Below are 24,505 nucleotides of genomic sequence, written 5' to 3' on the forward strand. Positions count from 1 at the left end.
AGGCGTCTGCATCGCAGGCAAGCCAGCTCCCACATTTGATATTTGCTGCTGTTAGAGGACCGGGGCCGCCGCCGCCAGTTTCGGCTGGCGATACAGGTCCAGCAGCACCTGGTCCAGTACCGAGGACGCGCCCCACGGTTTCGGATCGTTGAGAATCGCCACCACAGCCCAGGTATTGCCATTGTTGTCGCGGCTGAACCCGGCAATCGCCCGCACGGTGTTCAGGGTGCCGGTCTTGACGTGGGCTTCGCCGCGCATGGCCGTGGTCTTCAGGCGTTTACGCATGGTGCCGTCGGTGCCGGCAATCGGCAGCGAACTGATGTACTCCGCCGCGTACGGGCTTCTCCACGCCGCTTGCAGCATGGTCGCCATTTCGCGGGCGCTGACCCGTTCAGCACGGGACAGGCCGGAGCCGTTCTCCATCACCAGGTGCGGCGCGGTGATGCCTTTTTTCGCCAGCCACTGGCGCACCACGCGCTGGGCGGCCTTGGCGTCGTCGCCGTCGGCATCGGTGCGGTACTGCGCACCCAGGCTCAGGAACAACTGCTGGGCCATGGTGTTGTTACTGTATTTGTTGATGTCGCGGATGATCTCCGCCAGGTCCGGCGAGAACGCACGAGCCAGCACTTTGGCGTTCTTCGGTACCGGCGCCTGGATGTCGCGGCCCTGGATGCTGCCGCCCAGTTCCTTCCAGATCGCCCGAACGGCGCCGGCGGTGTAGGTGGCGTGGTCCAGCAACGACAGATACGTCTGCGAGCTGCAGCCGTCCGCCAACTGGCCGCTGACGGTCACGGTGACGCTGCCGTCGGCGGCGGTCATCGGGCTGTAGCGCACATCGCCGGTGCATTGCTTGGCGTTGGAGACCTTGACCTGGTTGTCGATGCGGATGCTCGCAATCGGCGGCTCGACCGACACCAGCACCTTGCCCGAATCATTGCGGGTGACGAAGCGCAGCGCCTTGAGGTTGACCATCAAGGCATCGGGCTTGACCAGGAACGGCTTGTTCTCGTCGTTGCCGTCGTCATTGAACTCCGGCAGTTGCGGCGGGATGAAGAAGCCACGGTCCAGCACCAGGTCGCCGGTCACTTGCTGCACGCCATTGGCCCGCAGGTCGCGCATCAGCAGCCAGAGTTTTTCCATGTTCAGCTTGGGGTCGCCGCCGCCCTTGAGGTACAGGTTGCCGTTCAGGATCCCGCCGCTCAGGGTGCCGTCGGTGTAGAACTCGGTTTTCCACTGATGGTTGGGACCGAGCATTTCCAGGGCCGCGTAGGTGGTGACCAGCTTCATGGTCGAGGCCGGGTTGACCGACACGTCGGCGTTGAACACGGTAGGTGTGCCCGGGCCATTGAGGGGAATCATCACCAGGGACAGGGCATTGTTTTGCAGCTTGGCTTTCTGGAGGGCTTCCTGGACCTTGGGCGGCAGGGAAGTGTTGATCGGGGCGGCGGTAACGGAAAAGGCCAGGGGCAGAAGAAAACTGGCGAGTAACAGTGGACGCAAAGATTTGATCATAAGAATTAAAACCCTACTGCTGAGGGGGTAAAAAGGTGAGGGGTATGTACGAAAAATCCCTCAATGGTCATGAAAGTGTCGGCATTATGCCCCAAGGCTGTCGCACTTGTGGCTGAACGATAGCTGCAATTGGCGGTTTTTTTTACTGGCACTCTGCCGCCTGTCCCAGAGAATCGGGCAAAGGCCTGCTTAAACTGCTAAAGTGCCGCCCGTTATTACTTAAGAGGATTGTTCCAATGGCGACTAACCGTTCCCGGCGTCTGCGCAAAAAACTGTGCGTTGATGAATTTCAAGAGCTGGGTTTCGAACTGAACCTGGACTTCAAAGAAGGTTTGGACGATGAAGCGGTTGACGCTTTCCTCGAAGCATTCCTGACTGAAGCGATGGACGGCAACGGCCTGGACTACGTCGGCGGTGATGACTTCGGTCTGGTTTGCAAAGCCACCCGTGGTTCGGTCAACGAAGAACAGCGTGCCGCTGTTGAAGCGTGGCTGAAGGCTCGTCCAGAGCTGACCCGCGTTGAAGTCAGCGCCCTGCTGGACGCTTGGCACCCAGAAAAGCCGATCAACCCGGCAGTCTGATGTCATGAAAAAGCGACCCGCCCGGGTCGCTTTTTCGTTACTGGGTCTAAAGAATCAGGCCTTGCGCCAGTTCAGAATCACCAGCGTCAACACCCCCGCGACAATCCCCCAGAACGCCGAACCGATGGAAAACAACGTCAACCCCGACGCTGTGACCATGAAGGTGATCAACGCAGCTTCCCGTTCCCTGGGTTCATTCATGGCGATGCTCAAACCATTGATGATCGAGCCAAACAACGCCAGTGCGGCAATCGACAGCACCAGTTCCTTGGGCAGGGCGGCGAACAACGCGGCCAATGTCGCGCCAAACACCCCGGCGATCCCGTAAAAAATCCCGCACCAGACCGCGGCGGTGTAGCGCTTGTTGCGATCCTCATGGGCATGGGGCCCGGTGCAGATCGCCGCGCTGATGGCTGCCAGGTTGATGCCATGGGAGCCAAACGGCGCCAGCACCAGCGAGGCCAGGCCGGTGGTAGTAATCAATGGCGACGCCGGTACGTTATAGCCGTCGGCCCGCAGCACCGCGACACCCGGCATGTTCTGCGAGGTCATGGCCACCACGAACAGCGGGATGCCGATGCTGATGGTCGCGGCCAGGGAGAAGTGCGGCGTGGTCCACACCGGCGTTGCCACTTCCAGGTGAAAGCCACTGAAATCCAGCAGCCCCATCAGCCCGGACAGTGCCGTGCCGATCAGCAGTGCCGCGAGCACGGCATAACGCGGCGACAGGCGCTTGATGACCAGGTAAGTGAAGAACATCCCCAGTACCAGCCCGGTACGGTGCTGCGCGGCGACGAAAATCTCGCTGCCGATCTTGAACAGAATCCCCGCCAGCAAGGCCGCCGCCAGGGACGCCGGGATGCGCTTGACGAGTTTTTCGAAGCTGCCGGTGAGCCCGCAGATCGTCACCAGCACCGCGCAGGTGATGTAGGCGCCGATGGCCTCGCCGTAGCTGACGCCGCCCAGGCTGGTGATCAACAGCGCCGCGCCCGGTGTGGACCAGGCAATGGTGATCGGCGTGCGGTAGCGCAAGGACAGGCCAATGCTGCACACCGCCATGCCGATGGAAATCGCCCAGATCCACGAGGAAATTTGCGCGGTGGTCAGGCCGGCGGCCTGGCCAGCTTGAAACATCAGCACCAGGGAGCTGGTGTAGCCGGTCATCATGGCGATGAAACCGGCGACGATGGCCGAAGGCGAAGTGTCGGCCAGTGGGCGTAATCGCGCTTGGGGGACGTCGGACATGGGCGGTGTTCCTTTTACCGGGTTGTTTTTGTAGGCGCGAGCTTGCTCGCGAAGATCATTAACGATGACGCTGGCATCCTTAATGAATGCGCTGCCTAGGCGTTTTTCGCGAGCCAGCTCGCTCCTGCAAAGGAGAAAACGTGGAATCAAGCCTAAACTCAAACGTAACGATTCATTGCAATACAGCCGGCGCCGCAAACAGCCGTACAGTGTGTTGGCGCACTGGGTTGTGTACAATGTGCGCTGATTTTACGCGATACTTGCCAGCGACCCTCTGTGCCGTATTACAGTCAACGTCAATTCGCCGCCGTTCTCCCGACCCGAGTGCCCATGAACGAACAGTTGCAGCCCCTCAAGAAACAACCGCGAGCCGGTAAGGCCGGTCGCAGTGGAACCCAGGACGATATCGTCTACGCGCATATCTTCGAGGCGATCCTCGAACAACGCCTGGCGCCCGGTACCAAATTGAGTGAAGAAGCGCTGGGCGAAATCTTCGGCGTCAGCCGCACCATCATTCGCCGCGCGCTGTCGCGCCTGGCCCATGAAGGCGTGGTACTGCTGCGGCCCAATCGTGGTGCGGTAGTGGCCAGCCCGAGCGTCGAGGAAGCCCGCCAGGTATTCCTCGCCCGGCGCCTGGTGGAGCGTGCGATCACTGAATTGGCGGTGCAGCATGCCACGGCCGAGCAACTGGCCGAGCTGCGGCAGATGGTCAACGACGAGCGCGACAGCTTCTCCCGGGGCGATCGCGGCGCGGGCATCCGGCTTTCCGGCGAGTTCCACCTGAAGCTGGCCGAGGCGGCGAAGAATGCGCCGCTGATCAGTTTCCAGCGCAGTCTGGTGTCCCAGACCTCGTTGATCATCGCCCAGTACGAAAGCGGCAACCGCTCCCACTGTTCCTACGATGAGCACACGCAGTTGATCGACGCGATCGAAGCGCGGGATGCGGATTTGGCGGTGAACCTGATGATGCATCACATGGATCACATCGACAGCAAGCTCAACCTCGATGAGGAAAGCGCGTCGGATGACCTGCATGCGGTGTTCTCGCATCTGTTGCAGACCAAGAAGCCGGGGCGCTCGTCTGTAAAACTGTAATTTTCCAGGCTCGCCACTAACTAAATGTGGGAGCGGGCTTGCTCGCGAAGGCGGTGGATCAGTCAGCACATCCAGCGACTGACACACCGCCTTCGCGAGCAAGCCCGCTCCCACATTTGTTTTGTTGTACCTGTTAAATCAGCGTTGATGCACCAATTGCCCCGCCGCATACGTCTGCAACACCGCCCGGTCATCCCCCAGTGTCATCAACACAAACAACGTCTCGGCGATGTTATTGGCCTGCTTCAGGCGATAGCTGAGCAGCGGGGTGGCGTTGTAATCCAGTACCAGGAAGTCCGCGTCAGTGCCGGGTTGCAGCGTGCCAATCTTGTCTTCCAGACGCAGCGCCCGCGCACCACCCAGGGTCGCCAGGTACAACGACTTGAACGGACTCAAGCGCGCCCCTTGCAGTTGCATCACCTTGTACGCTTCGTTCAGGGTTTGCAGCAGCGAGAAGCTGGTGCCACCGCCGACGTCCGTACCCAGGCCGACATTCAGCTTGTGCTTCTCGGCCATCGGCAGGTTGAACAAACCGCTGCCCAGGAAGAAGTTCGATGTCGGGCAGAACGCGACTGCCGAACCGGCTTCTGCCAACCGCGCGCATTCGTCGTCGCACAGGTGCACACCGTGGGCGAACACCGAGCGTTCACCCAGCAGTTTGTAATGGTCGTACACGTCCAGGTAACCCTTGCGTTCCGGGAACAGTTCTTTCACCCATTCCACTTCCTGCAGGTTTTCACTGATGTGAGTCTGCATGTAGAGGTCCGGGTATTCCCCCAGCAGCTGCCCGGCGAGGGTCAGTTGTTCAGGTGTACTGGTCGGTGCGAAACGTGGCGTCACCGCGTAGTGCAAACGGCCCTTGCCGTGCCAGCGCTCGATCAGCGCCTTGCTCTCCGCGTAGCCGGATTCGGCGGTGTCGGTCAAATAGTCCGGCGCGTTGCGGTCCATCATTACTTTGCCGGCGATCATCCGCAGGTCGAGCTTCTCGGCCGCTTCAAAAAACGAGTTCACTGACTGCGGGTGCACGCTGCCAAATACCAGCGCGGTGGTGGTGCCGTTGCGCAGCAGTTCCTTGATGAAAATATCCGCGACTTCTTCGGCGTGGGCCTTGTCGGCGAACTGGCTTTCACACGGGAAGGTGTAGGTGTTGAGCCAGTCCAGCAACTGCTCGCCATAGGCACCGACCATGCCGGTCTGCGGCAGGTGGATGTGGGTGTCGATCAGCCCGGGGGTGATCAGCGCGTCCTGGTAATGGGTGACTTCGATGTCGGCGGGCAGGCTGGCGAGCAAGTCGCTGGCGTGGCCAAGGGCACTGATCTGGCCGTTGTCGATCACCAGCAGGCCGTCCTCGAAATATTCATAGGAGGCTTCGATCCCCACTTCGGCAGGGTCGGCGATGCTGTGCAAAATGGCGGCACGGTAGGCTTTGCGTGTCAAAGGCATGGTCGTCTCAGTTAGTCGCTTGGCTGCGGCGGGATACCGGCAGCAGTTTGGCAATGGGTTCGGCGCTCGCAGTGTGCTGGCCGAAGTTGGCGTTATAGGTGGCGATGATTTCGCCGGCGATGGAGATGGCGATTTCCACAGGCAGTTTGCCTTTGACCTCGGTCAGCCCCATCGGGCAATGCATGCGTTGCAGTTGCGCGGTGTCGAAACCGCGATCCCGCAGGCGGTGTTCAAACTTGACGCGTTTGGTCTTCGAGCCGATCAGGCCGAAGTAGGTGAAGTCATTGCGCTTGAGCAGGGCGGCGGTCAGCTCCAGGTCCAGCGCGTGGTTGTGGGTCATGACGATGCAGTAACTGCCCACAGGCAAGTGGTCGATTTCATCCACCGGCTCTTCGCTGACGATTTTACGCACGCCTTGGGGGATGTGTTCCGGGAATTCCTGTTCCCGGGAATCGATCCAGCGCACCCGGCACGGCAGGCTGGCCAGCAACGGCACCAGCGCGCGGCCCACGTGGCCGGCGCCGAACACCGCGATCTGCGCCTGCACCTGGCCCATGGGTTCGAACAACAGCACCGTCACGCCGCCGCAGCACTGGCCCAGGCTGGCGCCGAGGCTGAAGCGCTCCAGGTGGGTGTTTTGCTGGCCGCGCACAAGCATGTCCCGGGCGATCTGCATCGCCTTGTATTCCAGGTGTCCGCCACCGATGGTGTCGAACGTCTGGGCGGCGCTGATCACCATCTTCGAACCGGCGTTGCGCGGCGTGGAGCCGAGCTCTTCGATGATGGTCACCAGCACGCAGGGTTCACCCTGGTTCTGCAGGTCGGCGAGGGCGCTGATCCAGTTGTTCATGTTTACCTCAACATCTCTGTTGTCAGTTCGACCGCCTTCGCGAGCAAGCCCGCTCCCACATTTGATTGGGTTCACACATCAAAATGTGGGAGCCGGGCTTGCCCGCGATGGCAGCGCCTCGGTCTAGAGCGAAGCCAGCTCGGTTTCCGTTTCCACAGCTTTTGCAGCGGTCAGTTGGCGCATCTGCTCACAGCCCCACAACACCCGCTCCGGCGTCGCCGGTGCATCGATCTTCGGCTGATGGCGATAGTCACCCAGGCTCGCCACGGCGTCCTTGATCGCACACCACGAGGCAATACCAAGCATGAACGGCGGCTCACCCACGGCCTTGGAATGGAACACCGTGTCTTCCGGGTTCTTGCGGTTTTCCACCAGCTTCACCCGCAGGTCCAGCGGCATGTCGGCCACCGCCGGGATCTTGTAGCTGGCCGGGCCGTTGGTCATCAGCTTGCCCTTGTTATTCCACACAAGCTCTTCCATGGTCAGCCAACCCATGCCCTGGATGAAGCCGCCTTCGACCTGGCCGATGTCGATGGCCGGGTTCAGCGAGGCGCCCACGTCATGCAGGATGTCGGTGCGCAGCATCTTGTACTCGCCGGTCAGCGTGTCGACGATCACCTCGCAACAGGCCGCGCCGAACGCAAAGTAGTAGAACGGCCGCCCACGTGCCTGGCTGCGGTCGTAGAAGATTTTCGGGGTCTTGTAGAAGCCCGTGCTGGAGAGCGACACCTGGGCGAAATACGCCTGCTGGATCAGCGCTTCAAAGGTCAGGATGTGATCGCGGACCCGCACATGCCCGCTGTGGAATTCAACGTCGGCCTCGCTGACTTCATATTTGCGCGCGGCAAACTCCACCAGGCGCTGCTTGATGGTTTCGGCGGCATTCTGTGCGGCCTTGCCGTTCAGGTCGGCGCCGCTGGAAGCCGCCGTCGGCGAGGTGTTGGGCACCTTGTCGGTGTTGGTGGCGGTGATCTGCACGCGGTCGATTTCCACCTGGAAAATCTCGGCCACTACCTGCGCGACCTTGATGTTCAACCCCTGGCCCATCTCGGTGCCGCCGTGGTTCAGGTGGATGCTGCCGTCGGTGTAGATGTGGATCAGCGCACCGGCCTGGTTGAGGAAACTGGCGGTGAAGGAAATGCCGAATTTTACCGGTGTGAGGGCCAGGCCTTTTTTCAGGATCGGGCTGTTGGCGTTGTAGCGACGGATCGCTTCGCGGCGCTCGAAATACTGGCTGCTTTGTTCGAGTTCGGCGGTCATCTCTTCGAGCATGTTGTGCTCGACGGTCTGGTAGTAGTGGGTGACGTTGCGCTCGGTCTTGCCGTAGTAGTTGGCCTTGCGCACGGCCAGCGGGTCGAGGGCCAGGTGTCGGGCAATCGCGTCCATCACTTCTTCGATGGCGACCATGCCTTGGGGGCCGCCGAAGCCACGGTAAGCGGTGTTGGAGGCGGTGTTGGTCTTGCAGCGGTGGCCGTTGACAGTGGCGTCGCCCAGGTAATACGAGTTGTCGGAGTGGAACATTGCGCGATCGACAATCGAGTTCGACAGGTCCGGTGAGCAACCGCAGTTGCCCGCCAGGTCCAGGTTGATGCCGTGCAGCCGGCCACTGTCGTCGAAGCCTACGTCGTACTCGATATAGAACGGGTGGCGCTTGCCGGTCATCAGCATGTCTTCGACACGCGGCAGGCGCATTTTGGTCGGCTGGCCGGTGAGGCGTGCGACCACCGCACACAGGCATGCCGGGCTGGCGGCCTGGGTTTCCTTGCCGCCAAAACCACCGCCCATGCGGCGCATGTCGACCACGATTTTGTTCATCGATACGTCGAGTACTTCGGCCACCAGCTTCTGTACTTCGGTGGGGTTTTGCGTGGAGCAGTAGACGATCATGCCGCCGTCTTCGGTGGGCATCACCGAGGAGATCTGGGTTTCCAGGTAGAAGTGTTCCTGGCCGCCGATGTGCAGGGTGCCCTGGATACGGTTCTTCGCGGTCGCCAGTGCGCCCGCCGAATCACCGCGCTGGTGGGTGTGGCTGTCGAGCACGAAATGTTTTTTGCGAAACGCCTCGACCACGTCCAGCACCGGCTCCAGGTCTTCGTATTCGATCACAGCGGCCATCGCCGCCTTGCGTGCGGTTTCCAGGTCGCGGGCGGCGACGGCCAGCACCACCTGGCCGACGAACTGCACGGTGTCGATGGCCAGCAACGGGTCGCCGGGCATCAACGGGCCGATGTCTTTCAGGCCCGGCACGTCTTCGTGGGTGATGACGATGCGCACGCCTTCAAATGCATAGCAGGGCGCGGTGTCGATGCTGAGGATCTTCGCGTGGGCGCGGTCCGACATGCGTGCGTAGAGGTGCAACTGGTTGGGAAATTCCAGGCGGTCATCGATGTACTGCGCTTCGCCCGAGACATGCTTGGCGGCGCTGTCGTGCTTGACGCTGCGACCGACGCCGCTGGTCAGGTCCTTGGCAAACAGTTCGGCGAGTTCGGCCTGGGATTTTTCCACGGCGTGATGGTTAGACATAAGCGGTCACCCGAGTCTCGATGTGCGGCGTTTGCAGTTCGATGAAGTATTTGCGCAGCAGGTTCTGTGCGCTGAGCAGGCGGTATTCCTTGCTGGCGCGGAAGTCCGACAGCGGGGTGAAATCCTCGGCCAGGGCCGCGCAGGCTTTTTCCACGGTGGCGGAATTCCAGGTGGCGCCGTTCAGTACGGCTTCGCAGTTCTTCGCGCGTTTCGGGGTGGCGGCCATGCCGCCGAACGCCACGCGGGCATCGTCGATCACACCGTTAGTGATCTTCAGGTTGAAGGCCGCGCAGACGGCAGAGATGTCATCGTCCAGGCGCTTGGAAACCTTGTAGGCGCGGAACAGCGGCACGCCTTTGGGCACGATGATTTTCTCGATGAATTCGCTGTCCTGGCGGGCAGTGACGCGGTAGTCGATGAAGTAGTCTTCCAGCGCCAGGGTACGGCGGGTGTTGCCCTTGCACAGCACGATCTGCGCGCCGAGGGCGATCAGCAGTGGCGGCGAATCACCGATGGGCGAGGCATTGCCGATATTGCCGCCCAGGGTGCCCTGGTTGCGGATCTGCAACGAGGCGAAACGGTGGAGCAATTCGCCGAAATCCGGGTATTCGTGGTTGAGCGCGCTGTAGCAATCGGACAGGGGAGTGGCGGCGCCGATTTCCAGGCGGTCGTCGAAGCTTTCGATGCGCTTCATCTCTTCGATATTGCCGACGTAGATCATCACCGGCAGCGTGCGGTGGAACTGGGTGACTTCCAGCGCCAGGTCGGTGCCGCCGGCCAACAGCCGGGCTTGTGGGTAAGCGTCGTAAAGGTCCGCCAAGTCGGCGACGGTCAGCGGCACCAGGCAGCGTTTGTCGCCGCTGTTCAACTCGCCGGTTTGCGTCGGGGCGATGGCTTTCAGGCGCGCGATAGTGTCGGCCTGGCGACTGTCGAACTGGTCCTGGGGCTTGTTGCAGCAGGCCTGTTCGGCGGCGGCAAGAATCGGGCGATAGCCGGTGCAGCGGCAGAGGTTGCCAGCCAGGGCTTCGTGGGCCTTTTGGCTGTCGGGTGCATCACTGTTCTTTTGCAGGGCGAACAGCGACATCACAAAGCCCGGGGTGCAGAAGCCGCATTGCGAACCGTGGCACTCCACCATGGCCTGTTGCACGCTGTGGAGTTGGCCCTGGTGCTTGAGGTCTTCGACGCTGATCAGTTGTTTGCCGTGCAGGGACGAGACAAACGTCAGGCACGAATTGAGGCTGCGATAGCGAATCTGCTCGGCGCCCTGATCGTCGGTATGCAACTCGCCGACTACCACGGTGCAGGCGCCACAGTCGCCGCTGGCGCAGCCTTCCTTGGTGCCGGATTTGCCCAGGTGCTCACGCAAATAGTTGAGCACGGTCAGGTTCGGGTCCAGGGCGTGCTCGCTACGGAGCTCCTGGTTTAGTAAAAACTGGATCACGGAAGGCCTCGCAGACTCATTATTGTTGTTAACCGCTTTGCGCCGAATCTAGTCATGTCTGACTTTTCGGTCAACGATTTTCTGACCGAAAGGTCAAGAAAATGCGATATCAACATCCTTAATTATGGTCCAGTTCTCTGGAACCGCCGTTTTTGGGGGCTTCTGGACTTTAATGGCTGCTTATTTCATGCCAAATTCCGCTCTGTGGGCCGTACGCCATCAACCGGCAAGTGCGCTACACTGCCGCGCTTGTACCGATAGAAGATTTTGAAGGGAAAACATGACGTTCAAGGCGCCGGATAGTCTTGCCGAGCAAATCGCTCACCACCTCGCCGAACGTATCATTCGCGGCGATCTCAAGCCTGGGGAGCGGATCCAGGAGCAGAAGGTCACACTGGCGCTGAATGTCAGTCGTGGTTCCGTGCGCGAAGCCTTGCTGATCCTCGAGCGCCGGCACCTGATTGCGATCCTGCCGCGCCGTGGCGCCCACGTCACCGAGCTGACGGCCCACAAGGTGCAAAGCCTGTGCACGCTGATGGGCGAGCTGTACATCCTGCTGGGCAATGCGGTCGCCGCCGGCTGGCAGACCCAGGCCGACATGGCGCCGTTCGTGCAAATCCAGCAGCGCCTGATCGCCAGCTTCGAACGCCAGGACATCCGCGCCTTCGTTGAAGAGAGCTTCAACGTGATGCGTGCCGCCTATCCGTTCGCCAACAACCCGTACCTGCAGGAAACCGTCGAGAACCTTCAGCCGGCGATGAACCGCGCCTATTACCTGGCGCTGGATCAGCGCAAGGCGTCCATGAGCGAGTACCTGGTGCTGTTCGAGCAATTGCTCGCCGCCGTGCTGGCCCGTGACCTGCCGCAGATTCGCCTGGTGCTCTCGGCCTACGGCGAGCGCAGTTGCTCGCTGGTCATTGCTGCGTTGGCGGAAGCCTAAGCGTGCGGCTCAAGTGCATCAAACTGGCGGGGTTCAAATCCTTCGTCGACCCGACCACGGTGAACTTCCCCAGTAACATGGCGGCAGTGGTCGGGCCCAATGGCTGCGGCAAGTCGAACATCATCGACGCCGTACGCTGGGTGATGGGCGAGAGCTCCGCAAAAAACCTGCGTGGCGAGTCGATGACCGACGTCATCTTCAACGGCTCCACCAGCCGCAAGCCGGTGAGCCAGGCCAGCATCGAACTGGTGTTCGACAATTCCGACGGCACCCTGGTGGGCGAGTACGCGGCCTATGCGGAAATCTCCATTCGCCGCAAAGTGACCCGCGACAGCCAGAACAGCTACTTCCTCAACGGCACCAAGTGTCGCCGCCGGGACATCACCGACATCTTCCTCGGTACCGGCCTGGGCCCGCGCAGCTATTCGATCATCGAACAGGGGATGATCTCCAAGCTGATCGAAGCCAAGCCCGAAGACCTGCGTAACTTTATCGAGGAAGCGGCCGGCATCTCCAAGTACAAGGAGCGCCGGCGCGAGACCGAAAACCGTATCCGCCGTACCCATGAAAACCTTGCCCGCCTGACTGACCTGCGTGAAGAGCTGGAGCGCCAGCTGGAGCGCCTGCACCGCCAGGCCCAGGCCGCCGAGAAGTATCAGGAATACAAGGGCGAGGAGCGTCAGCTCAAGGCGCAACTGTCGGCCCTGCGCTGGCAGGCGTTGAATGACCAGGTGGGCCAGCGCGAAGCAATCATCGGCACCCAGGAAATCAGCTTCGAAGCCCTGGTGGCCGAGCAGCGCAATGCCGACGCCAGCATCGAACGCCTGCGGGACGGTCACCATGACCTGTCCGAGCGCTTCAATCTGGTGCAGGGGCGCTTCTATTCGGTGGGCGGCGATATCGCCCGGGTCGAGCAGAGCATCCAGCACGGCCAGCAGCGTTTGCGCCAGTTGCAGGACGACTTGAAAGAAGCCGAGCGTGCGCGCCTGGAAACCGAATCGCACCTGGGCCACGACCGCACCTTGCTGCTGACCCTTGGGGAGGAGCTGGACATGCTCACTCCCGAGCAGGAAGTCACCAGCGCCGCTGCCGAGGAAGCCGCTGCGGCCCTGGAAGAATCCGAAACCACCATGCACGCCTGGCAGGAGCAGTGGGACACGTTCAACCTGCAATCTGCCGAGCCGCGCCGCCAGGCTGAGGTGCAGCAGTCACGCATCCAGCAACTGGAAACCAGCATGGAGCGCCTGGCCGAGCGTCAGCGGCGCCTGGTGGAAGAGCGCGTGCTGCTCGCTGCCGACCCGGAAGATGCAGCGATCCTCGAACTGAGCGAGAAACTCGCCGAAAGCGAAATGACGCTGGAAGAGCTGGAAGCCAGCGAAGAACAACAAGTGGAGCGCCTCGAGCAATTGCGTCAGCAACTGCAGCAGGCGACCCAGGCACAGCAGCAGGCCCAGGGCGATTTGCAGCGGCTCAACGGCCGGTTGGCTTCCCTGGAAGCCTTGCAGCAAGCGGCGCTCGACCCGGGCACCGGCACGGCTGAATGGCTGCGTGACCAACACCTGGCCGAGCGTCCGCGCCTGGCCGAAGGCCTGAAGGTTGAAACCGGTTGGGAGCTGGCGGTGGAAACCGTGCTCGGCGCCGACCTGCAAGCGGTGCTGGTGGATGATTTTGGCGGGTTTGACCTGGCGGGTTTTGCCCAGGGCGATCTGCGTTTGCTCAGCCCGGCGGCGGACGGCACTCGCGTGCCGGGCAGCCTGCTGGATAAAGTGGAGGCGGCGATTGACCTGTCGCCCTGGCTCGGCCAGGTCAAGCCGGTCGACAGCCTTGAGCAGGCCCTGGCCCAGCGCGGGCAGTTGGCCGCCGGGCAAAGCCTGATCAGCCGTGATGGCTTTTGGGTCGGCCGGCACTTTTTGCGGGTACGGCGTGCCAGCGAAGCGGAAAGCGGCGTATTGGCCCGTGGCCAGGAAATCGTCAACCTGACCGCCGAGCGCGAAGAGCGCGAAGCCACACTCGAGTCCCTGGAAAACCAGCTGCAAACCCTGCGCGCCACCCAGCGCCAGCAAGAGACCGGCCGCGAACACCTGCGCCGGCTGTTGCAGGACGAAGCGCGCCAGCAGGGCGAATTGAAAGCCCAGCTCTCGGCGAGCAAGGCCAAGGTCGAGCAACTGACCCTGCGCCGCACCCGGCTCGACGAAGAAGTGGCCGAGATGGGCGAGCAACGCGCCCTCGAACACGAACAAGTCGGCGAAGCACGCCTGCAATTGCAGGAAGCCCTCGACAGCATGGCCCTGGACACCGAGCAGCGCGAGTTGCTGCTGGCCCAGCGCGACAGCTTGCGCGAGCGCCTCGACCGGGTGCGCCAGGAAGCTCGCCAGCACAAGGATCACGCCCATCAATTGGCCGTGCGCCTCGGCTCCCTGCGGGCGCAGCACGACTCCACGCGCCAGGCCCTTGAGCGCCTGGAAATGCAGTCCGAACGCCTGACCGAAAAACGCGAGCAACTGAGCCTCAACCTGGAGGAGGGCGAGGCCCCGCTGGAAGAGCTGCGCCTGAAGCTTGAAGAGTTGCTCGACAAGCGCATGACCGTCGACGAAGAGCTCAAGACCGCCCAGATCGCCCTGGAAGACGCCGACCGCGAACTGCGCGACGCGGAAAAACGCCGGACCCAGGCCGAGCAACAGTCGCAACTGATCCGGGGCCAGCTCGAACAGCAGCGCATGGAATGGCAGGCCCTGACGGTGCGCCGCAAAACCCTGCAAGACCAGTTGCTGGAAGACGGCTACGACCTGCACGGCGTGCTCAATACCCTGACCGCCGAGGCCAACGAGAAAGAAGCCGAAGAAGAACTTGAGCGGATTGCCGCGCGCATTCAACGACTCGGCGCGATCAACCTCGCGGCCATCGACGAGTACCAGCAGCAGTCCGAGCGCAAACGTTATCTGGATGCGCAGAACGCCGATCTTGTCGAAGCGCTGGACACCCTGGAGAACGTGATCCGCAAGATCGACAAGGAAACCCGTAATCGCTTCAAAGATACCTTTGATCAGATTAATGGCGGTTTACAGGCGTTATTCCCGAAAGTTTTCGGTGGTGGCAGCGCTTACTTGGAACTGACGGGCGAAGATCTACTCGATACAGGGGTAACGATCATGGCGCGGCCTCCGGGCAAGAAGAACAGCACCATCCATTTGTTGTCTGGTGGCGAGAAGGCACTGACCGCATTGGCCCTGGTATTTGCGATCTTCAAGTTGAACCCGGCGCCGTTTTGCATGCTCGACGAAGTTGACGCCCCGCTGGATGACGCTAACGTTGGACGGTACGCCCGACTGGTTAAAGAGATGTCCCAGACGGTGCAGTTCATCTATATCACCCACAACAAGATCGCCATGGAAATGGCCGATCAATTGATGGGCGTGACGATGCACGAGCCGGGCTGTTCGCGATTGGTGGCGGTGGATGTCGAAGAGGCGATGGCGCTGGTGGAATCCTGAGCCGCAGGTCGAAGGAGGATTTTCAGCAGGACGTAAGGTGATTTACCGGTCTGGGAAAAGTGGCAAATGGACATATTTGTTCAAGGCATTTTGACAGACGGTGTAAAGTTATCTTTGGTCGTGCTAGTTTAATGTCAAATTTTCGTATGCGTGGGCAAAACGTCATTCAGAACATAGAGTTGGCGCCACGTTTTAAAGCGGTTTGCACGGTGCTAAACCCCTTATTTTTCAGCATTTTTTATTAGAGGCACGGGATTACATGGAAATCGGTCTGCGCGAGTGGCTGATCGTCATCGGCATTATTGTCATTGCCGGTATTCTTTTTGATGGCTGGCGCCGGATGCGTGGCGGCAAGGGCAAGTTGAAATTTCGCCTGGACCGCAACCTGTCCAATTTGCCGGACGACGACGGCAGCGCCGAGCTGCTGGGGCCACCGCGTGTCCTGGACAACCATAAAGAACCGCACCTGGACGAGCACGACCTGCCGTCGATGAGCGCACCGGTGCGTGAAGCCCGTGAACCCAAGCGCGGCAAGCGCAGCGCGGCCAGCGAGCCATCCCAGGGCGACCTGAACCTGGACCTGGAAGAAGGCCCGAGCTTCAGCAGCCGTGATGACGACTTCCCGGATGAGTCCCCGGCCAAGAGCGCCCATAAAGAATCCGTCAAGGACCAGCCGGCTGCCGAAGAGGTGCTGGTGATCAGCGTGATCTGCCGTGACGCCGCCGGCTTCAAGGGCCCGGCCCTGCTGCAGAATATTCTGGAAAGCGGTCTGCGCTTTGGCGAGATGGATATTTTCCATCGCCACGAAAGCATGGCCGGCAACGGCGAAGTCCTGTTCTCCATGGCCAATGCGGTCAAGCCGGGCATCTTCGATCTGGACGACATCGACCATTTCAGCACTCCGGCGGTGAGCTTCTTCCTCGGCTTGCCAGGCCCGCGTCACCCGAAACAAGCGTTCGACGTGATGGTGGCGGCAGCTCGCAAGCTGTCCCAGGAACTCAACGGCGAACTCAAGGACGATCAACGCAGTGTCCTGACCGCCCAGACCATCGAGCATTACCGTCAGCGCATCGTCGAGTTCGAGCGTCGTGCCCTGACACAGAAGCGCTAAGGTCCAAGCTTAAGCGTTGCCTGTAGAATCCATGCACTAACATATTGAGCAGCTTCGGCTGCTCTTTTGCTTTATGAGAGAACACCCATGACCGCCGCCCACACCCGCATCCTCGAACTGCGCGCTGAACTGGATCAGCACAACTACCGTTACCACGTCCTCGACGAGCCGAGCATTCCGGACGCCGAGTACGACCGTTTGTTCCACGAGCTCAAGGCGCTTGAAGCCGAGCACCCGGAGCTGGTAACCCGTGATTCACCGACGCAGCGGGTCGGCAGTGCGGCATTGTCTGCGTTCACTCAGGTACGCCACGAAATCCCGATGCTCAGCCTCGGCAACGCCTTTGATGAAAGCACCATGCTGGAATTCGATCGCCGGGTCACTGAAGGCCTGGACCTGCCCGTGGGCGACCTGTTTGGCGGTGGCGCAGCGGTGGAGTACAGCTGCGAGCCGAAGCTCGATGGCCTGGCGGTCAGCCTGCTGTATCAGGACGGTGAGCTGGTGCGTGGCGCCACCCGTGGCGATGGCACCACTGGCGAAGACATCAGCGTCAACGTGCGTACCGTGCGCAACATTCCTTTGAAACTGCACGGCACCGGCTGGCCGGCGACCCTCGAAGTGCGCGGCGAAGTATTCATGTCCAAGGCCGGTTTCGAGCGGCTGAACGCCACCCAGCTGGAAGTTGGCGGCAAGACTTTCGCCAACCCGCGCAACGCGGCGGCGGGTAGCCTGCGTCAGCTGGACTCGAAGATCACCGCCAGCCGTCCGCTGGAATTCTGCTGCTATGGCGTGACCACGGATATCAGCGACACCCACATCGGCAACCTGCAACAGCTGAAGAAGTGGGGCATGCCCATCAGCCATGAGCTGAAGCTGGCCAAGGGGATTCAGGATTGCCTCGACTACTACCGCGATATCGGTGAGCGCCGCAACGCCTTGCCCTATGAAATCGACGGCGTGGTGTTCAAGGTCAACAGCATTGCCTACCAGCGGGAGCTGGGCTTCCGTGCCCGCGAGCCGCGCTGGGCAATTGCCCATAAATTCCCGGCCATGGAAGAGCTGACCGAGCTGCTTGACGTTGAATTCCAGGTCGGCCGCACCGGCGCTGTGACGCCCGTGGCACGCTTGAAGCCGGTCAAGGTCGCGGGTGTGACCGTGTCCAATGCCACCTTGCACAACATGGACGAAGTGGCGCGCCTGGGCCTGATGATCGGCGACACCGTGATCATCCGCCGTGCCGGTGACGTAATCCCCCAGGTGGTGTCGGTTGTCACCGAGCGTCGCCCGGAAAACGCCCGCGCGGTGCAGATCCCCGAGAGCTGCCCGGTGTGCGGCTCCCACGTTGAGCGCACGCAACTGGTCAAGCGCAGCAAGGGCAAGGAAACCGTCAGTGAAGGCGCGGTGTACCGCTGCGTCGGGCGCCTGGCCTGTGGTGCGCAGCTCAAGCAGGCGATCATCCATTTCGTTTCGCGCCGGGCCATGGACATCGATGGCCTGGGCGACAAGACCATCGAGCAACTGGTGGACGAAAAACTCATCGGCTCGCCGGCGGATCTCTACAAGCTCAAGTACGAACAGATCATCGACCTGGAAGGTTTTGCCGACGTTTCCAGCAAGAAGCTGATTGCCTCTATTGAAAACAGCAAGACGCCAACCCTCGCACGGTTTATCTACGCCCTGGGCATTCCCGATGTGGGCGAGGAGACGGCCAAGGTGCTGGCGCGCTCGCTGGCATCCCTGGAGCGCGTGCAGCAGGCCTTGCCGGAAGTGCTGACGTACTTGCCGGACGTTGGCCTGGAAGTGGCCCACGAGATTCACAGCTTCTTTGAAGACAGCCATAACCAGGATGTGATTGGCGCCCTGATCTCGAAGGACGAGTGCGGCCTGGAGTTGCAGGAGCAGGGCGACCTGAGCGCCGAGTTTGCGGCGAGCACCACGTTGGGCGGCTTGCTCGACAAGCTGCACGTGCCGTCCGTGGGCCCGGGCGCCGCGCAGAAACTCGCCGACAAATTCGGCTCCCTCGAAGGCGTGATCAAGGCCGACTGGCTCGACATGCGCCAGGCTTTGCCGGAGAAGCAGGCCAAGGCCGTCCGGGACTTTTTTGATATTGAAGAAAACGCCCGGCGCGCGCTGGCCATCGAGCGACAGCTCAAGGACTTCGGCATGCACTGGCAGAGTGAGAAGAAAGTCGTCGAAGGCTTGCCCGAGGCCGGTCACACCTGGGTGCTCACCGGCTCCCTGGAACTGATGAGTCGCGATGTTGCCAAGGAAAAACTCGAAAGCCTGGGCGCCAAGGTCGCGGGCTCGGTGTCGGCGAAAACCCATTGCGTGGTCGCCGGGCCAGGCGCGGGTTCGAAGCTGGCCAAGGCCACTGAGCTGGGCTTGAAAGTGCTGGATGAAGAGGCGTTCGTGGCATTTTTGGCCAAGCACAACATCACAGTCTGATGATCGTTCCCACGCTCTGCGTGGGAACGCCGCCCTGGACGCTCTGCGTCCGCTCTGAAAGGTGCGACGCGGAGCGTCACTGGATGCATTCCCACGCGGAGCGTGGGAACGATCTCTCTCGGGCAATGCTCTAGTCTGATGATCGTTCCCACGCTCTGCGTGGGAACGCCGCCCTGGACGCTCTGCGTCCGCTCTGAAAGGTGCGACGCGGAGCGTCACTGGATGCATTCCCACGCAGAGCGTGGGAACGATCTCTCTCGGGCAATGCTCTAGTATTGGCAAGCCTCCCGGAGAGATCGCCATGTACCGCTTCTTCGAACAACTCAGTTTGCGCATCGCCGCACCGTTCATGGCCGAGACCTCGCGCAACAGCAAGGTCTGGCAGTGCCGCTGTGGGCAATCGCTGTTCTTTCGCAACAGCCAGTGCCTGGCCTGCTCGGCGCTGCTGGGCTATCAGCCGGAGCAGAGTCGCCTGTCCTCCCTGCAGCCCGGCCCGTACGCCGATACCTGGCTGCTGGACGCCGACCCTGAAGCCGGTGCCTTTCGTCGCTGCGCCAACCTTGACACGCCCGCCGCGTGCAATTGGCTGCTGCCCGCCGACAACGGCCAGGTCTTGTGCGTGGCCTGCAGCCTGAACCGCACCATTCCCGACCTGTCGATCCCCGAAAACCCCGAACGCTGGCGCAAGGTCGAAACCGCCAAGCGTCGTCTGGTGGCCCAACTCATCAGCCTGGGCTTGCAGGTGATTCCCAAGGCGGTGGATGAAGACACCGGCCTGGCCTTCGATTTTGTCGGCATCGACCTGGAAGGCAACGCGCCCACCACCGGCCACGCCAATGGCCTGATCACCCTCGACATCAAGGAAGCCGACGACGCCCACCGTGAGAAAATTCGCGTACAGATGCGCGAGCCTTACCGCACCTTGCTCGGTCACTTCCGTCACGAGGTCGGCCATTACTACTGGGACCGCCTGATCGCCAACAGCCATTGGCTGGAGCCGTTCCGCACGCTGTTCGGTGACGAGCGCGCCAGCTACGCCGACGCCCTGGAGCAGCACTACCAGAACGGCCCGCGCCCGGACTGGCAGCAAACCTGCGTCAGCGCCTACGCCACCATGCACCCGTGGGAAGACTGGGCGGAAACCTGGGCGCATTACCTGCACATGATGGACGCCGTCGACACCGCGCTGGGCTTCGGCATGAGCGCCCGGGAGATGGACCTGGATTACCAGCCGTTCCCCCTCAGCACCCTCTACGACCCCGGGCATCCCGGTGGCACGGCGTTCCTGTCATTCGTCAATGCGTGGATCGAACTGGCCGGCATGCTCAACGAACTGTCCCGCAGCATGGGCCAGCCGGATTTCTATCCGTTCGTCCTGCCGCCGGCGGTGATTGCCAAGCTGCACTTCATTCACCTGGTGATCCAGCAAGAGGGCGGTCGGGCAGATGAGGTGCTCCAGGCCCAATAGGCAAGTGCTTGAAGCCCTTCATATTTTTAATCCCGCGCGAACGGTTGTAACTTCCGATGAGATCGGTACAATGGCGCGGCTTGCCGAGAGGCGAGCGTCGTTATGGTGACCCCATCGGTCCCCCCGCAACGATTACCCGTGAACCTGGTCAGAGCCGGAAGGCAGCAGCCACAGCGGGAACATTGTGTGCCGGGGTGTGGCTGGTGGGGTTGCCTCCATAACGCAACCCTCCTTGATTCAAAAAAATACTTTTATGAAGCCCTTCGCTTACAATCGTCATCTGCGAAGCGATTTCTGCTGTTCGCTCATCAGGGTTACTGACGGTACAGCGGGAACTCTCCCATGGCCGGAATCACTTCTGCGCGCAACCTCGCCATGTGCCCGGGCAACTCCTGTCGTGCGGCAGGCGTGTCGGACGGGATGTTCTTGGCAAAGTGGAAGCTGATGATTTGGCCGGTCCCGTTGTCCTTGTAGTATTTGAAGATATTGAACTCAAAGAAGCTACCGTCCTTGCGTGTGGAGGTCGGATAAAACAGCAGCACGTAGATCGCATCGGTTTTCTCGTCTGAAAACATCTCCACCGGAAGGTTGGGGTATTCCTGTTTGTGGGCCTGCGCGGTCAGGTTGGCAAGATCCCGGGGCTCGTTGCCGGTGCTCTGGGGCGGCGCGAGGCGAAAATCCACCAGTTCGCTCCAGGCGTTGACGCTTTCTGGTGCGAGGAAATACTCCCAGAGCGGAACGTTGCCCCGGGCCTGGTATTTCAGGACGTATGTTTTCCCTGCAAACACCACCGACTTTGTCTCGGCGATCGACGGGCGGGACAGGTCCGGCGGCGCCACAGGCGGTTTGGATGCACAGCCGAACAGCAGCAGGACAGTCGATACCACGATTAGCCAGCGCATGGGCACCTCCTGTGTCACGGCTTAGTGCTGTTGATGTGGTCGGCGATGCTGGCGAGCGTTGCGCTCCATTGTGCAACGGTTTGTTCTGAAGGCATTTCTCTCCAGGTCCTGGAAACCTTGTACGTGTCGCCCCCCAATTGATAGGCAAAATGCCTCAAGGTCATGACGTTGCCGTTCGCCTGTGTGCAGATCACCGACCAGCCCATATACGGGGTGCTGGTATCTCCCATGTCAGTCTGGCTGATATGTGTTTTGCAGTTCTTCTCGGCGGCCCGGGTATCGGAATCACGGGCCGCGCTTGGCGGTTGATTCTGGCCCGGCAACACAAACAGGGTGATCTCGTCTTTTCCGGTGTCGGCAGACCACTTGTATCGTTTTACCCCGGCATTCGCGAACGCTGATGCCATCTCGTCATCGTTTTTGGTTTGCCATTGCGGACCTTTTGGCGTTACCGCCTTGAGCAAGTAGCCCGCAAAATCTTCTGCGTGGGTGTTTGGCGAGACGAAGAGCAATCCGCTGATGGCACAGGCAATAAAGGTCGATTTCATGTCAGTCCCTGGACGTCATTGTTAGATGTCAGGACGACAATGCATCCTGCGAAACAGACAGTAGCGCAGGTAGTGGCAAAGTGCCCAGTCCGTTTAAAAATTATTCCCAGGGACGACGTCAGTGAGGGATTGCTCACATCCTTAAAACCTTGCGCTGGACAAGCCAAATTCGCCTTGTTAGTTTGCGCCAGCGACATATTTCTAAATATGTCGGTGGCACATGGATGATATTAAAGTGATGGCGCTTTATGGCTCATCTACTCCAACTAACAAGGATGTCAGTAATGAAAAGCCTGCAAGGGTTGCCCACTCTCATCAGCGCTTCCGTCGGTGCGCCGGGCAAAGCCCGCAACTTGCCCGCCGATGTTCAATGCATCCAGTATTTATTCAACTTGATCATTCCCAAGTTGGGTTTCCCCCTGGCGGAAAATGGCAAATGCGACGGCCAGTTGGTGCAGTGCATCAGCCAGTATCAGTTCCGCCACCTCAAATACGCGCATCCCGACGGTGTCATCGACCCTACCGGGCGCACCTTCAATAGCCTGATCGAAGAAGCGGTGAAGGTGCCGGTCAAGCCGAACCCGACCCTGCGTATTCCGACGTTCCTCAATGTGTTCGGCAACACCGGCGCGGACATGGTCCAGGCCACGGTCGACCACTATCTGGACCGCATGCGGGCAATGATCGAGGCTGAGCGGCGCAACCGGCAGATGATGCTCCAGGCCACGTGCGACGGCGGCACGACGCTGACGGATACGGACTTCCAGAACGCTGCCACGCAGTTGGGTAACGGCATTTCCGTCAATATCATCAAGGCCTTTGCCACGGTGGAGTCGGGCGGGCGCTCCGGGTTCGGCCCGGCCAAGTTGCCGGTGATCGCCTTTGAAGGGCACCATTTTCGCAAGTACACCAAGAGTAAATACGACCAGACCCACCCGCTGTTGTCGTACCCCTACGTGAAGAAGGCCGGGCCCCAGTGGAAGGCCAATAACAAGGACCAGACCAAGGCCTGGGAGACCATGGCCACCGCCTTCGCACTGGATCAGGAAGCGGCCTTGAAGTCGGCCTCCTGGGGCATGTTTCAGATTATGGGCTCCAACTTCACGGCATGCGGTTATAAAACGGTGTTTGAATTTGTGGTGGCCATGAAGATTAATGCCGGGCATCAACTAAAGGCCTTCCTCGGTTTTTGCAGCCAGAGCCCGGCCCTGGTCAAGGCCATGAAGAACAAGGATTACGCCGCCATGGCGCTGAACTATAACGGCAAGGATTATGGCGACTATGACCAACGCATCAAAAAAGCCTACGAAGCACTTGAAGGGAAAAAATAGAATGCCGTTCAAACGTTGCGTGTCCCGATTGCTGGTTGCCTCTTTCGTGTGTGTTGCTGCAGGTGCGCCGGCGTTTGCCGCTACGCTGCACTCGGGCAAGTACGAAGGGCTGATGCTGGCCGTGACGCCCGAGCATCAGGTGGAGGGGTTTTATGCCGAGGAAATGGGCGAGGGCGTGACCCGCTCATGCACGTTCTTCCTGCAGGGCAAGGTCGACGGTGCGAAGGCATCGGTGTCGACATGGCTGGATGAGGCCTATCCGGGTACCGTCGCGGCTTCCTCGGACGGTGTGACGCTGACCGTGGAGAAGGGCCGCGAACATCCCGGCTGCATCAACGTGTTGATGCCGGAAATTGCCACCGGCCTGGACCTGACCCAAACCGCTGCCAAGAAATGGATTGGCCTGGTGACCGTTTCGTCCGACAAGGCCTTCCTGCAGAAGACCCCGGACGCCAAGGCCAGCCATCGTGCCTACGTGGTCAAGGACGATGTGGTCGCGGTACTGGCGTTCAAGGATGGCTGGGCCCAGGTCGAGTTCATCAATGGCGAAGGCCGCTCTTCCAAGGGCTGGATCAGCCAGGACCAGTACGCCAGGCTGGTCCCCGCAAAAGGCTGAAGATGCTGCTGCGCCCGCGCGTAGCGGGGCGAAAACCGGTTAGCCGAAAGTCTCCCGCAACAGCCCCGCAAAGGCATCCCGCGCCAGATGGCGTTGGGTGTCCTTGTGCCAGAACAGCAGGTTATCCACCGCCGCCAATTCGTCGAAGCGGTAGGACGTCAATTGGTTGGCCTGCTCGTAGCGCGCCAGGATGCCTTCCGGCGCCAGTGCCACGCCAATCCCCGCGCTGACGCAGCCAATGATCGTGCCCCAACTGGCATAACTTGCGATGGCAGGCTTGATGTCGTGGGGCTTGAGCCAGTTCTCCAGGGCTGCGCGATACGGGCAGCCTGGCGGCCACACCAGCAGCGTGCGGCCGGCCAGGTCCCGGGCGTCCTCGATGGGTGCGCTGGAGGCGCTGGTAATCAGCACCAGGCGCTCGCTGTAGACCACGCTTTGTTCGAGCTTCGGGCGTTTGCCGCCGGCGGCCACCAGCGCGGCGTCGATGCGGTGATGTTGCAGGTCATCGAGTAACTGCGCCCAGGCGCCGGTCACCAGTTCCAGCTCCACTTGTGGATAACGTCGATGGTATTCGGCCAGCAGCGGCGGCAGGCGGCCACTGGCGCTGGATTCCACTGCGCCGATGCGCAGCTTGCCGCGGGGAATCGCGTTGCTGTCGACGGCACGCTTGGACTCTTCCACCAGCGCGAGGATGCGCTCGCAGTAGTCGAGAAACACTTCCCCTGCGGCACTGATCGCCAACCCGCGCCCGGCGCGAATGAACAGCGGGGTACCCAACTCGCTTTCCAGTTGCTTGATGCGTGTGGTGATGTTGGACGGCACGCAGTGCAGTTGCAGGGCGGCCTGGGCCACGCTGCCGGTTTGTGCCACGGCTTTCACCATTTTCAGTTGGGCCAGTTCCATCGCTCAGTTCCAGTGATTACAGAAGTCAGAAACGGTTAATTGTCCTGCGCCTTGCCGGGG

18 protein-coding genes and 1 other RNA gene are annotated in these 24,505 nt (G+C 61.0%); 10 read left to right on the forward strand and 9 right to left on the reverse strand.

The genetic code is table 11. The features are described from left to right. Positions 1-51: 51 nt before the first annotated feature. Positions 52-1,512: a D-alanyl-D-alanine carboxypeptidase/D-alanyl-D-alanine-endopeptidase gene (gene dacB, locus QF039_RS04210; protein WP_003219103.1), complete on the reverse strand. Its 1,461-nt coding sequence runs from the start codon at positions 1,510-1,512 to the stop codon at positions 52-54. Positions 1,513-1,748: 236 nt separating this feature from the next. Between dacB and QF039_RS04215 the strand changes: the two genes are divergently transcribed. Beyond that, the gene (locus tag QF039_RS04215) at positions 1,749-2,093 is read left to right on the forward strand and encodes a YggL family protein (protein ID WP_003219101.1); all 345 of its coding nucleotides are present in this window, start codon (positions 1,749-1,751) and stop codon (positions 2,091-2,093) included. A 54-nt stretch (positions 2,094-2,147) separates the two neighbouring features. Here the strand turns inward: QF039_RS04215 and QF039_RS04220 are convergent, their stop codons facing one another. Then, complete coding sequence (locus QF039_RS04220) at positions 2,148-3,338, reverse strand: benzoate/H(+) symporter BenE family transporter (RefSeq protein ID WP_008437554.1); 1,191 nt, start codon at positions 3,336-3,338, stop codon at positions 2,148-2,150. Between the two features lie 330 nt (positions 3,339-3,668). On the opposite strand from QF039_RS04220, the gene QF039_RS04225 reads away from it, so the two are divergent. Further along, on the forward strand, positions 3,669-4,433 hold the full coding sequence (locus QF039_RS04225) for a GntR family transcriptional regulator (RefSeq protein WP_003219095.1): 765 nt from the start codon (positions 3,669-3,671) through the stop codon (positions 4,431-4,433). Between the two features lie 138 nt (positions 4,434-4,571). Here QF039_RS04225 and guaD read toward each other — a convergent pair whose 3' ends face one another. From guaD to xdhA, 4 genes are all read right to left on the reverse strand, one after another. Continuing rightward, on the reverse strand, positions 4,572-5,876 hold the full coding sequence (gene guaD / locus QF039_RS04230) for a guanine deaminase (protein ID WP_003219093.1): 1,305 nt from the start codon (positions 5,874-5,876) through the stop codon (positions 4,572-4,574). A 7-nt stretch (positions 5,877-5,883) separates the two neighbouring features. After that, positions 5,884-6,726: a xanthine dehydrogenase accessory protein XdhC gene (xdhC, locus tag QF039_RS04235; RefSeq protein WP_003219091.1), complete on the reverse strand. Its 843-nt coding sequence runs from the start codon at positions 6,724-6,726 to the stop codon at positions 5,884-5,886. A gap of 123 nt (positions 6,727-6,849) precedes the next feature. Continuing rightward, positions 6,850-9,249: a xanthine dehydrogenase molybdopterin binding subunit gene (xdhB, locus tag QF039_RS04240; RefSeq protein ID WP_307517054.1), complete on the reverse strand. Its 2,400-nt coding sequence runs from the start codon at positions 9,247-9,249 to the stop codon at positions 6,850-6,852. Beyond that, complete coding sequence (gene xdhA / locus QF039_RS04245) at positions 9,242-10,690, reverse strand: xanthine dehydrogenase small subunit (RefSeq protein WP_102368369.1); 1,449 nt, start codon at positions 10,688-10,690, stop codon at positions 9,242-9,244. The genes xdhB and xdhA overlap by 8 nt, the downstream gene beginning before the upstream one ends. Positions 10,691-10,970: 280 nt before the next feature. Here xdhA and QF039_RS04250 point away from each other — a divergent pair, with 280 nt between their 5' ends. The 6 genes from QF039_RS04250 (at position 10,971) to ffs (ending at position 20,354) form a co-directional block, all read left to right on the forward strand. After that, positions 10,971-11,630 (forward strand): GntR family transcriptional regulator, encoded by a 660-nt coding sequence (locus tag QF039_RS04250; RefSeq protein ID WP_003219085.1) that lies wholly within the window; start codon positions 10,971-10,973, stop codon positions 11,628-11,630. 2 nt (positions 11,631-11,632) lie between these two features. Further along, a complete protein-coding gene (smc, locus tag QF039_RS04255) occupies positions 11,633-15,121 on the forward strand; it encodes a chromosome segregation protein SMC (protein ID WP_307517055.1) in 3,489 nt (1,162 codons plus the stop codon). Between the two features lie 259 nt (positions 15,122-15,380). Continuing rightward, positions 15,381-16,232, forward strand: a complete 852-nt coding sequence (gene zipA, locus QF039_RS04260; protein ID WP_003219080.1) for a cell division protein ZipA — start codon at positions 15,381-15,383, stop codon at positions 16,230-16,232. Between the two features lie 87 nt (positions 16,233-16,319). Further along, positions 16,320-18,677 (forward strand): NAD-dependent DNA ligase LigA, encoded by a 2,358-nt coding sequence (gene ligA / locus QF039_RS04265; protein ID WP_307517056.1) that lies wholly within the window; start codon positions 16,320-16,322, stop codon positions 18,675-18,677. A gap of 301 nt (positions 18,678-18,978) precedes the next feature. Next, positions 18,979-20,145: a putative zinc-binding metallopeptidase gene (locus tag QF039_RS04270; protein WP_307517057.1), complete on the forward strand. Its 1,167-nt coding sequence runs from the start codon at positions 18,979-18,981 to the stop codon at positions 20,143-20,145. 112 nt (positions 20,146-20,257) lie between these two features. Next, positions 20,258-20,354, forward strand: an RNA gene (gene ffs, locus QF039_RS04275) — signal recognition particle sRNA small type. A gap of 105 nt (positions 20,355-20,459) precedes the next feature. Here the strand turns inward: ffs and QF039_RS04280 are convergent. Beyond that, positions 20,460-21,047 (reverse strand): hypothetical protein, encoded by a 588-nt coding sequence (locus QF039_RS04280; protein ID WP_177008134.1) that lies wholly within the window; start codon positions 21,045-21,047, stop codon positions 20,460-20,462. Positions 21,048-21,061: 14 nt separating this feature from the next. Beyond that, on the reverse strand, positions 21,062-21,595 hold the full coding sequence (locus tag QF039_RS04285; RefSeq protein ID WP_003219072.1) for a hypothetical protein: 534 nt from the start codon (positions 21,593-21,595) through the stop codon (positions 21,062-21,064). Positions 21,596-21,879: 284 nt separating this feature from the next. Here QF039_RS04285 and QF039_RS04290 point away from each other — a divergent pair, with 284 nt between their 5' ends. Beyond that, positions 21,880-22,926, forward strand: coding sequence for an N-acetylmuramidase family protein (locus QF039_RS04290; protein ID WP_087694832.1), 1,047 nt, complete (start codon positions 21,880-21,882; stop codon positions 22,924-22,926). A gap of 1 nt (position 22,927) precedes the next feature. Further along, the gene (locus QF039_RS04295) at positions 22,928-23,542 is read left to right on the forward strand and encodes a hypothetical protein (RefSeq protein WP_177068669.1); all 615 of its coding nucleotides are present in this window, start codon (positions 22,928-22,930) and stop codon (positions 23,540-23,542) included. A gap of 39 nt (positions 23,543-23,581) precedes the next feature. Here the strand turns inward: QF039_RS04295 and QF039_RS04300 are convergent, their stop codons facing one another. Further along, entirely contained in the window at positions 23,582-24,445 is an 864-nt protein-coding gene (locus QF039_RS04300; RefSeq protein ID WP_003219067.1) for a LysR family transcriptional regulator, read from the reverse strand. Between the last annotated feature and the right edge of the window lie 60 nt (positions 24,446-24,505).

This window comes from Pseudomonas sp. W2I6 (genome assembly GCF_030815935.1).
In the GTDB taxonomy this organism is placed as follows: Bacteria; Pseudomonadota; Gammaproteobacteria; order Pseudomonadales; family Pseudomonadaceae; genus Aquipseudomonas.